Source organism: Paenibacillus dendritiformis, from assembly GCF_015845845.1.
Taxonomy (GTDB): Bacteria; Bacillota; Bacilli; order Paenibacillales; family Paenibacillaceae; genus Paenibacillus_B; species Paenibacillus_B dendritiformis_C.
Map to the genome: position 1 here is coordinate 1 of NZ_LDIG01000216.1, position 7,331 is coordinate 7,331.

The window sequence follows — 7,331 nt, forward strand, 5'->3', positions numbered from 1 at the left end:
ATGCCAGACAAACGAAGCTCCGCTTCGGAAGACATAGTCCATGGTTTCAGACATTCCAGCGCATTTACGGGACCTTGTCGGGATAATAGATTGCGAACCTATGTTTCCGTTCAAGCTTTGCACAAGGGAAGCTTTGTTTCGTGATGTCTTTTTCAAGTGAATCGAGTCATCGCCTCTGCTTTCTGCGCCTATCGTTACAACTGATAGTGATGGTTCTCTTATTCGTAACCCTTTCACGGATTCAGGGCAGAGTTCTTGTTCACGCTCCCGGAGTCGTAGCTGCCGATCCAGCCCAGCCAATGCCGTAGCTGCCAGTGCCTTAGCTGTCTGTTCCGCAAGCTGCCGGAGTCATCAGGGCACCGATGCAGGCGCCAAAAGGGAAGCCAACCTGGGAACGGCCTCAAGGGGGCAAGTATGAGGGTGACAACTACGAGAGGGGCAAGCAAAAGGAGGATGCAGGATGTGCAGAAGGTTCTCGCTCACGGCCGATTTGCCGGATATCATTCAGCATTTTGAGGTCGACAAGGTTATGATTCATTATCGTCACCGTTACAATATTAGCCCCACCCAGACCATTCCCGTCGTGCTGCAGCGCGATGGCATACGGGTACTGGACGAGTACCGCTGGGGAATGGTTCCGTTCTGGGGCAAAGACTCCCTGAATGCGGACATTTATTCCGTGCAGGGCAATCCGGCTTATTGGAAGGTTGTCGAGCGCCAACGCTGCATTATCCCGTGCAGCGGCTTCTATTATTGCCGTCGGGAAGGGAAGAAAAGCTTCCCTGTCCGGCTGGTGCTCGGCGGGAAGGACGTATTCGGCGTCGCCGGGCTGTACGAGCAGTGGAAGGATGCCAAGGGACGGCCCCATTCCACCTGCACGCTCGTCATGACCCGGGCGAACGATCTGGTGGCGGAGTTCGACGGGCGAATGCCGGCGATTCTGGAGCGGGAGGCGATCGACGCGTGGCTCGATCCGGCCATAACCGAGGTCGAGGCGCTCGCCCGGCTCCTGGCGCCGCATGATCCCGCGCGCATGAGAGCCTATCCGGTCACCGTCCTCGTCAATAATGATGAGTATGATACATCGGACTGCATTAAGGAAGCGACCGATTTGACATACGCCTACGTCAAGCCGTAGCTTCGGACCCGGCCCCGCTCAGCGTGAGGAGCTCCGCGGCCCTTCAGAGGCTGAACCGCTCAGCGTGAGGAGCTCCGCGGCCCTTCAGAGGCTGAACCGCTCGGCGTGAGGAGCTCCGCGGCCCTTCAGAGGCTGAACCGCTCGGCGTGAGGAGCTCCGCGGCCCTTCAGAGGCGGAACCGCTCAGCGTGAGGAGTTCCGCGACCTTCGGAGCCGGAACCGCTTAACGGGAGCGGCTCGGCCGCCCTCACGCCGCTGCGCCGTCCGGCGCTTGCTCAGGCGCGCTTCCCGATGACGCCTCTATCCGATGGCAAGGAATATGCTATCATAGCGTCAGGAAAAGAGCACGAGAGGAGCGGAAGGATGGAGCGAGAAGAGGATATTAGAAGTCCGGGTGAGTCGGGGAAGAGCGGGTATACGATATTTCGCCCGCTGGAGCCGGGGGAACGGCTGCCTCGGCCCCTATACCGGATGGACGCCGTGTCGCTGGCGCAGGCCTTGCTCGGCATGGTGCTCGTCCGGCGCACGGCGGCGGGCGTCATTCGCAGCCGGATCGTGGAGACGGAGGCCTACGTCGGCCCAGAGGACAAGGGCTGCCATGCTTACGGCGGGCTGCGCACCGCCCGGACGGAGCCGATGTTCGCGGACGGCGGAACTTCGTATGTCTATTTTATTTATGGCATGTACCACTGTCTGAATGTGGTCGCGGAGCAGAAGGGCAAGCCGGAGGCGGTCCTCATTCGGGCCGTGGCCCCTTGCACGCCCGTAGACGAAGCGAGGATGCGATCGTTCCGCGCAATCCGCTCCCGCAAGCCGGCGGACCTGTGCAACGGCCCTGGCAAGCTCTGTATGGCGCTGGATATCGACAAGCGGTGCAATGCCTTGGATTTGACGGTCAGCGAGGAGCTGTGGCTCGAAGCGGGAGTGTATCCGGGCGCGGATCGCATCGTCGCCGCCCCGCGCATCAATATTCCGTATGCGGAAGAGTTCGCAGACAAGCTGTGGCGTTATTACATACAGGGCGATCCCTATGTCTCCGTCGTTGACAAGGAGGCCGTGCCGATCTTGAAGGCGATGCAGGCGGAGCGGTAGGGAGCCTGCGGGAATAAGCCGCTCGCCGGGCAGGCGACCAGAATCGGCGGTTGGTTCCCGCCGGACGAAGGCGCTGGGGGCGGCAGCAACATATGATATAGAACCGTCAGGTGAGAGTCCCTCGTTCCTGGCGGTTTTGTGCTGTATAACAAGATAAATGGGAAACTGGGAGATAATGAAGACAAGCCCTGCTTGGTGCGGATGTAAAGCATCCCGCATAAAAATCAATTTATAGTCAAACAATCGCTTGAATATTAGAGGGAGATCGGATATAGTACAGATAAGGACATATTCAATCATTCGTTTGATTGTTTGAAGAGTGCTCCATTTTACTTATCTTTTACGATTTTTGTACTATATTTGAGCCCCACATAACGAAATGGAATGGAGTGGTGACCTTGTTGGAAGAGAAACGGCAGCAGGCCGATATGAATGGCTCTGGAACAAGCAAAGACGACGTATGCGATATCGTGTGCTATGACGCGGAGAAGATTCGGAAGCTGCAAGGACGCGTGCAGGAGGAAGAGGTTCAAGGGATGGCGCAGATGTTCAAGGCGCTGTCCGATCCGACGCGGATGAAGATGGCGTGGCTGCTGGACGAGGGAGGCGAGCTGTGCGTATGCGACATGTCCATCCTGACGAAGCAGTCGATTGCGACCGCGTCGCATCATTTGCGCTTGATGAAGTCGCTGGGGATCGCGACCTCGCGGAAGGAAGGGAAGAATGTCTTCTATTCCCTGGCCGACCACCATATTCGGACCTTGATTCGCATGACATTGGAGCATATGAGGGAGGAACATTGCCATGAAGACACAGGAGCGGGAGAGAACAGAAGCTGACGAACGCGTTGTCTATAAAGTGCAAGGCCTGTCCTGCGCCAATTGCGCGGCCGGGCTGCAGGAGGAGATCCGTAAGCTGGAGTTCGGGGAGGCTACCGTGCTCAGTTATAACAGTTCAACCTTGAAAATGCACCGCCAGATCGATATGGACAAGGTGCGGCGCATCCTCCGCTCGGACGGGGCGCGATTGGTGGAAGCGTCGCAAGCGGCCGGAGCGGCGGCCGCAGGCGGCCATGCCCATGGTCATTCGCACGGAGACGGCTGCTGCTCCGAGGGAGCGCACAGCCATGACCACGGGCATCACGATGCGGAAGGACACGGCCATGGCCATGATCACAGCCATGGCAATATGAATCGGATGAAATGGTTTCTCGGCATTTCCGGCGCCTTGTACTTATCGACCTTTGTACTGGACGGCCGGCTGCCGGGCCCCGTCCTCATTGTCATCTATCTGGCTGCGATGGCGCTTAGCGGCTATGTTACGTTTTTGAAGGGCGCCCGCAATCTGCTGCGGTTGCGCTTTACGATGGATACGCTGATGACGGTTGCGCTGACCGGAGCGGTACTCATTGGGGAATGGAAGGAAGCGACGCTGGTCGCGATTCTGTTCGGGCTGAATGAGATGCTGGAAGGCTACGGCATGGAACGGGCCCGCCGTTCGATGGAATCGCTGCTTGCCGTCGCTCCGAAGGAAGCGACCGTCATCCGGAATGAGCAGACGGTATCGATTCCGATCGAGCAGTTGATCGTTGGCGATATCGTACTCGTCCGCCCGGGCGAGAAGATTCCGTCCGACGGGACGGTTATGGAAGGGCGCAGCGCTGTCGATGAAGCGGCGATTACGGGGGAGTCGCTTCCGGTAGCCAAGGAAGTCCAGGACGCCGTCTTCGGCGGCAGCGTGAATACGGACGGGGTACTGAAGGTGCGGATCGACAAGGCGTACGAGGATTCGTCGCTCGCCAAGATTTTGCACCTCGTACAGGAGGCGCAGGACACGAAGACGCCGACGGAGCTGTTCATCGATCGCTTCGCCAAGGTATATACCCCGATTATTATGGCCGTTGCGGCGCTTGTCATCCTTATCCCGCCCCTGTTCTTCGACGGGGATTGGTATAAATGGCTGTATCAAGGCTTGGCGGTGCTGATTGTCGGCTGTCCGTGCGCTCTGGTGCTGTCGTCGCCGATCGCCATTGTCAGCGGCATCACCCGGAACGCACGCAACGGGATTCTCGTCAAAGGCGGCGTTCATCTGGAGCAGCTCGGCAAAATCGAGACGTTGGCTTTCGACAAGACCGGTACGCTGACCAAAGGCGAACCGGCGGTTCACGAAGAAGCCGTCTATGATGCCGGCCGCTTCTACCGGATTGCCGGCGCGGTCGAACAGGCTTCGCTTCACCCGCTGGCTAAGGCGATTATACGTCATCTGGAAGCGAAGCAAGAGACGGCGTTCGAAGAGCCGTCGGAGAGCGAGACCGTGCCTGGGGAAGGAATCCGGGCGGTTGTCGGCGGTTCTGTATATTGGGTAGGAAGCGAGCGCGTGCTGGACATCGTCCAGGCGAGCGGAGCGGCCGCCGAGCGCATCCGGCAGGCCCGGGACGAAGCGGAACGCATGAAGGCGAAGGGCTTGACCCTGGTCGCCGTCGTCTCCGAGCAGGACGGAGAGCCGCTGGGCCTGTTCGGGCTCGCGGACGAGATTCGTCCGGAGAGCCGCGCTACCGTGGCCGCGCTCCATGAAGCCGGCGTGGAGCATACGGTGATGCTGACGGGCGACCACGCCCAATCGGCGAAGCAGGTCGCGGATGCGGTAGGCGTGACCGACTGGTTCGCGCAGCTGCTGCCGCAGCAGAAGGTCGGCAAGATTAAGGAGCTGGCCGCGAAGTACAAGGTCGCCATGGTCGGCGACGGCATCAACGACGCGCCGGCGCTCGCATCGGCTCAGCTCGGCATCGCTATGGGAAAAGGGACGGACAGCGCCGTCGAGACGGCCGATATCGTGCTGATGCAGGATCATCTCGCTAAGCTGCCGAACGCGATCCGGATTTCGAAGCACGTTAACCGGATTATTCGCTGGAATATCGGCATCGCGCTCGGCTTGAAAATTGGAGCGCTGCTGCTTACCATTCCAGGGCTGCTCACGCTCTGGATCGCGATTCTGTCGGATATGGGAGCGACCATCCTTGTCACGCTGTTGGGCTTGACCATTTTGCTCGGCAAAGATAAAGACGTGGCCGGCGCCAAATAAAACTAAGCTTGCCTTAACGATATTGGGACCTTCCCTTGATGTCTCCGGAGGAGACGCGAGGGGAGGCCTTTTTTTGCCATTAGGGCGCAATGTGGTTGCAATAGGGGAGCACAAGGGTAAGGAAGGACAGATTGATTGATGATCGAACAAGCAGGCGGACGCGGGATCGTGTAAATGGCGACAACTATGGAAATAACTTTACAGAATGTATGAAGGAAGGAGTGGCTATGCAATGACGACAATCGAACAATGCGATCGCTCATGCTGCTGCAGAACGCGGGGGGAGGCATGGAGGCGAGCGCTTCAATTGAAGCGGGGACAGGGGAAGCCCCTCACGCGGACTGCCCGTCTGCCTTGGACTGCCGTCCTGCTTGCCGGCGTCCTGCTGCTTGCTGCCGGCTGCGAGAAGAGCGAGCCGGTCTCCGGGGAAGCCGCGTTTCATGCCGGCGAGCCGCTGGCAGAGGAGCAGGCGCAAGATGCGCCTTGGATCGCCATGAAAAATATGGTTCGCATCAATACAAACGATCCGGTGAAGGCCGCGGTCTACGTATCGCGCACGGTATGGCCGGCCGGCACGGATAATCAGCGGCCGAACGCCGTCGTGCTGGCGCCGAAGGAGGACTGGGCCGTTGCGATGGCGGCGGCCGATTTAATCCACTTCCCGAATAACGGGCCCTTGCTCTATCTCGATGCCGACGGCATTCCTGACGACACGTTGGCCGAGCTGAAGCGGCTGAGGCCTGTCGGCTCTCCCGACAATAACGGCACCCAGGCTATTGTCGTCGGCAAGGTGAGTGAGGACGTCCTGAAGGAGCTTCGAAAGCTGGACCTGAAGGTCGATGCGATTCCGGGCGATAATCCGGCCCGCGTGGCATCAGCTATCGATGCCTATTATACGCGGGTAAGCAAGGAGCAGCCGTCTTCGGTCATTATCGCTTCCAGCGAAGAAGCGGCCTACGCGATCCCGGCTGTCAACTGGATTGCTCATATGCCGGAGCCGGTGCTCTATGTGTCCAAGCAAGGCATTCCACAGGCGACCGCCGACGCCCTCGCCAAGCGGCGGCAGCTGGCCGTAATGTATGTGCTTGGCTCGAAGGAGGTCATTCCGGAGGAAGTCGTGGAGCAATTGAAGGTATTCGGCAGAGTGGAGCGGATCGAAGCCGACAATCCGATCGACCTGGCGATCGCGTTCGCCAAGTACCATGATCCGAAGACGGGCTTCGGGTGGGGAATGACGGCGCCGGGGCACAACTTCTCCTTCGTGCGTGAAGGAGATGAGGAGCTGGCCGTCATTCAGGCGCCGTTCGCCCATCTCGGCAAGCATGCTCCGCTGCTGTGGACGAGCGGAAGCAAGGTCCCGCCGCAGGTAGAGGCGTATCTGGAGTCCGTTCGTCCCCGCTATAAACAGACGCCGGTGGAAGGGCCGTTCAATGCGGCCTGGCTCACCGGAGCGGCGGAGACGGTGAGGCCGAGCGTGCAGAGCGCCCTGGACGCTCTCCTGGAAATCGAGGCGCAGTCCGGAGCGGGGCATGGCAGTCACGGCCATTAAGCCCAGGTTCGTTGCAGGCTGCAAGCTGAATGCCAAGAGAAGAGCGCGACGCGGGCGATCCGCCCGCGCTCTTGTTTGGGCTTTAGCCAGTTGAGTGCATGAAACGCACGAAACAAAAAACCACCCGCTATGCGGGTGGAGGGATCGAGGGTTTGACCAACAAGACCATCCCGATAAAATTGAGATGTTCAGGCTCAATGAAAGGAATGGTCTTAGATGGCAAACAAGAACTATAGTCTAGCTCACACAAAGTGGATGTGTAAATACCACATTGTATTCACCCCGAAGTATAGACGGAAAGAGATCTATAATCAAGTGAGGAAAGATTTGATCGAAATCTTCAAACGTTTATGTAAATACAAGGGAGTGGATATATTAGAAGGTCACATGATGCCAGATCATGTACATATGTTAGTAGCGATTCCACCAAAAATCTCAGTATCATCATTTATGGGAGATCTGAAGGGAAAAA

The 7,331-nt window shown here is 58.5% G+C and carries 6 protein-coding genes; all 6 read left to right on the top strand.

Going from position 1 to position 7,331, the window contains the following annotated elements; translation table 11 throughout:
- Positions 1-460: 460 nt before the first annotated feature.
- The gene (locus ABD76_RS21785; RefSeq protein WP_197259190.1) at positions 461-1,138 is read left to right on the top strand and encodes an SOS response-associated peptidase; all 678 of its coding nucleotides are present in this window, start codon (positions 461-463) and stop codon (positions 1,136-1,138) included.
- Positions 1,139-1,500: 362 nt separating this feature from the next.
- Positions 1,501-2,229, top strand: coding sequence for a DNA-3-methyladenine glycosylase (locus tag ABD76_RS21790; protein ID WP_197259191.1), 729 nt, complete (start codon positions 1,501-1,503; stop codon positions 2,227-2,229).
- A gap of 392 nt (positions 2,230-2,621) precedes the next feature.
- Entirely contained in the window at positions 2,622-3,068 is a 447-nt protein-coding gene (locus tag ABD76_RS21795) for an ArsR/SmtB family transcription factor (protein WP_338125170.1), read from the top strand.
- Positions 3,034-5,310 carry a heavy metal translocating P-type ATPase gene (locus tag ABD76_RS21800; protein ID WP_197259192.1) on the top strand — a complete coding sequence of 759 codons (2,277 nt, stop codon included), beginning with the start codon at positions 3,034-3,036 and terminating at the stop codon, positions 5,308-5,310. The genes ABD76_RS21795 and ABD76_RS21800 overlap by 35 nt, the downstream gene beginning before the upstream one ends.
- Positions 5,311-5,542: 232 nt before the next feature.
- Complete coding sequence (locus ABD76_RS21805) at positions 5,543-6,859, top strand: cell wall-binding repeat-containing protein (RefSeq protein ID WP_197259193.1); 1,317 nt, start codon at positions 5,543-5,545, stop codon at positions 6,857-6,859.
- Between the two features lie 216 nt (positions 6,860-7,075).
- A partial coding sequence (gene tnpA / locus ABD76_RS21810) for an IS200/IS605 family transposase (RefSeq protein ID WP_197258038.1) occupies positions 7,076-7,331 on the top strand: 256 nt, incomplete at its 3' end.

Excerpts from the sequence above, each read along its gene's own strand:
- ABD76_RS21805 (WP_197259193.1), top strand. The coding sequence starts at position 5,543 with ATGACGACAATCGAACAATGCGATCGCTCATGCTGCTGCAGAACGCGG.
- ABD76_RS21800 (WP_197259192.1), top strand. The coding sequence starts at position 3,034 with ATGAAGACACAGGAGCGGGAGAGAACAGAAGCTGACGAACGCGTTGTC.
- ABD76_RS21790 (WP_197259191.1), top strand. The coding sequence starts at position 1,501 with ATGGAGCGAGAAGAGGATATTAGAAGTCCGGGTGAGTCGGGGAAGAGC.
- ABD76_RS21785 (WP_197259190.1), top strand. The coding sequence starts at position 461 with ATGTGCAGAAGGTTCTCGCTCACGGCCGATTTGCCGGATATCATTCAG.